Origin of the sequence: Pseudomonas tehranensis, from assembly GCF_014268615.1 — a bacterium.
Classification (GTDB): domain Bacteria; phylum Pseudomonadota; class Gammaproteobacteria; order Pseudomonadales; family Pseudomonadaceae; genus Aquipseudomonas; species Aquipseudomonas tehranensis.
The window spans coordinates 1-2,828 of the sequence record NZ_JABWQV010000400.1; the positions used below are offsets into that span (position 1 = coordinate 1).

The 2,828-nt window shown below is 53.0% G+C and carries 3 protein-coding genes and 3 tRNA genes; all 6 read right to left on the bottom strand.

The window, feature by feature from the left end; translation table 11 throughout:
- Positions 1 to 144: 144 nt before the first annotated feature.
- The 6 genes from HU811_RS26380 to birA all read right to left on the bottom strand — a co-directional run bounded on the left by HU811_RS26380 (position 145) and on the right by birA (position 2,727).
- A tRNA-Thr gene (locus tag HU811_RS26380) sits at positions 145 to 220 on the bottom strand.
- A gap of 26 nt (positions 221 to 246) precedes the next feature.
- A tRNA-Gly gene (locus HU811_RS26385) sits at positions 247 to 320 on the bottom strand.
- Between the two features lie 24 nt (positions 321 to 344).
- A tRNA-Tyr gene (locus tag HU811_RS26390) sits at positions 345 to 429 on the bottom strand.
- Positions 430 to 571: 142 nt separating this feature from the next.
- A complete protein-coding gene (locus HU811_RS26395; RefSeq protein WP_092403491.1) occupies positions 572 to 1,024 on the bottom strand; it encodes a hypothetical protein in 453 nt (150 codons plus the stop codon).
- Positions 1,025 to 1,031: 7 nt separating this feature from the next.
- Positions 1,032 to 1,781 carry a pantothenate kinase gene (locus HU811_RS26400; RefSeq protein ID WP_186659006.1) on the bottom strand — a complete coding sequence of 250 codons (750 nt, stop codon included), beginning with the start codon at positions 1,779 to 1,781 and terminating at the stop codon, positions 1,032 to 1,034.
- Positions 1,771 to 2,727 (bottom strand): bifunctional biotin--[acetyl-CoA-carboxylase] ligase/biotin operon repressor BirA, encoded by a 957-nt coding sequence (birA, locus tag HU811_RS26405; RefSeq protein ID WP_186659009.1) that lies wholly within the window; start codon positions 2,725 to 2,727, stop codon positions 1,771 to 1,773. The genes HU811_RS26400 and birA overlap by 11 nt, the downstream gene beginning before the upstream one ends.
- Between the last annotated feature and the right edge of the window lie 101 nt (positions 2,728 to 2,828).

The following is a 2,828-nucleotide window of genomic DNA, read 5'->3' on the forward strand; positions in this document are numbered from 1 at the left end:
GTGACCGATGGTGCCAACGTTGACGTGCGGCTTATTACGTTCGAACTTTTCCTTAGCCATCGAAATCACCCCTAGGAGAAGAATTTAGCAAGTCACACAAACCATTAAAACAAAGGCAGATATTTTCATATCTGCCTTGTTATATGGAGCTCTTGAGCGGATTTGAACCGCTGACCTCACCCTTACCAAGGGTGTGCTCTACCAACTGAGCTACAAGAGCGAAACACTATGCACAACCTGCAAACTTGGAGCGGGTAGCGGGAATCGAACCCGCATCATCAGCTTGGAAGGCTGAGGTTCTACCACTAAACTATACCCGCGGAGCTTGCAGCTCACGCTAAAACTGGTGGAGGGGGAAGGATTCGAACCTTCGAAGTCGTAGACGTCAGATTTACAGTCTGATCCCTTTGGCCGCTCGGGAACCCCTCCTAAGCGAGCCGGCATTCTATATCATGCCAGCCTTCTGTCAAGCATTTTCTCATAAAAAACCTGAGGTTAGCTGCGTTGACACCGCTTCGTGGCGCTAGCTGTTAAAGGCCTTCGCTGCGAAGCGGGCGCCATTCTATGCAAACTACCCTGTGGGTGCAACCCCCTCACAGGGCATTATTTTATGTTTTAACTCATTGAATTCTTTAGAAAGGTTTTGAAGCAGCATTTCATTCACCTTCAGCCCGCTATCTGGCGAAATCAGAACCCAAAATCCTTCTCCCTCAGGCAGATTCGGCGAGCCCTGCGCAATGGAGCGAGCCGCGATCCCGGATGCCGCGAGCCGCTGTTCCAGCTGGCGCGCCATTTCAATTCGGATGAAGCCACCAAGATAGACACACGTGCCTCGGCCCGCAGATTTGCTTGAATCCCGCCTTACAAGCGCATCAGCCGTTTCGCTCAAGAGATGAATATCCTGCTGCGAGCCCCGGTACAAACTCAACGGAGTCACATCTTTTGCCCGAAGGGGTGCCTCCTGTTGATGCCAGACGTAATAAAAGACATTCAAAACCACCAACAGCAGAAAAAGCCACCGCATAGGAACCTCAAGACAAAGGACAGGCCATCGCCAAACCAACAAAAACCAGATCAGGCACTACCTTGGCATCAGGTACAACACCGGATACCAAATTGGCATCTCCCCCCGTGAGAAATACTACGAAGTCTTTCCCCCAATATTCTTTAGCCAGTTCAAGCTGAGTCAGGACAAACCCTCTGAGCATGAGCATGCAGCCGCGCTCCACCGCCTCAACAGTCGCACGACCAGGGGCCAGACTCTCGTGAGCCCGCTCGGCAGCCGTATCGTCATAGCGAATCCGTCGGGTATGGGTGCGCAACTGATTACGCATCAAAGGCATACCAGGACAAATGAACCCCCCAAGATGCTCACCGTCCGCGGCCACGAAATCCGCCGTAACGGCCGTACCGAAATCGAGCACCAGACAGGCTCCCGAGGCAAGATGAAAGCCTCCAAGCAAAGCCAACCATCGATCGAGCCCTAGCCGCTCGTAATCGTTGTAACCGTTCTTAACACCGGCCAACTCCCGAACAGGTACAGCGCGTGAGACAGATACCCCAAAAACATCAATTAGCAGAGCAACCAGCGAATCCGTCTCTTGCGGAGTCCTCACGCTAACCAGACGGCATTTCTTGAGCTGAAATTTATCGGTGTCACTCAAGCTCGCCAGCAGGACACTATCGGTACCAGCCACCCCTCCTTCGATCGGTGTTACGCCATCGAAGTCAAGGACACGCCATTTGATAAAGCTATTGCCGCAATCGAGCTCAAGAATCATCACGCAACCTCAAACTGAGCTCACCACCGCTAAAGATTTTTTCCACGCCATCTACCTTCAAACGCAGCGCGCCCTGACGATCAATGCCCATCACAACCCCGTCAACCTGGTTGATACCGGCAATCAGGGAAACATTGCGCCCCTGCCACAGATGGTATCGCTCCCATTCCTCTTGGATCGCGGCGAAACCCGACATCTGGTGAAGCCTGAGATAATGCTGAAACTTCGCAGCCAACCGTCCAACCAGCTCGTTTCGATCAAAATCCCTGCCCGCTTCAAGGCACATGGACGTCCATTGCTGGTCGACCTCATCGGTCGACCGCATATTCACATTAATCCCTACGCCGAGGACAACGTGGCAAACGTCTGCTGGATCCCCCACCAACTCAAGCAAGATGCCCGCGATTTTCTTATCACCTACCAGGACATCGTTAGGCCACTTCAGCCCAGCCCCCGCGATCCCCATATCATGCAAGGCGTGCATAACTGCAAGCCCTACAACCAAGCTGAGCCCCTCAATTTGGCGCATGCCACCATCAATTCGCAGCACCAGACTGTGGTAAAGATTGTCGGCAAACGGGCTCACCCACTTGCGACCACGACGACCACGACCGGCTGTCTGTCGCTCGGCCAAAATCCTAAATGGCGCGTCCATTCCACGCTCTATGGCGCGAAGCGCCTCAGCGTTGGTCGAATCAATAGAGTCAAATATATGGATGGGCCACTCACAGGACTCTTTGGCGCTAATCTCAGCTGAGTCCAAAAGCAGCAGCGGCTTAGCCAGCTGATAACCTCTACCTCGAACCTTATGAACAGATAACCCTAACTCCGCCTCCAGGTGCTGCAACTGCTTCCATACAGCACTACGACTGATACCCAGAGCAGTACCCAGCGCCTGACCCGAGTGGAAACGGCCATCTTTCAGAAGTTTAAGCAACGTGAGCATGCAAACTGCACCTGATAATGAGGCCCGCATGATAGCGATGCGCAAGACTGTTGCATAGAAACACACCAGGTCTTTCCTGCGGGCAAAACAAAACCCCTACC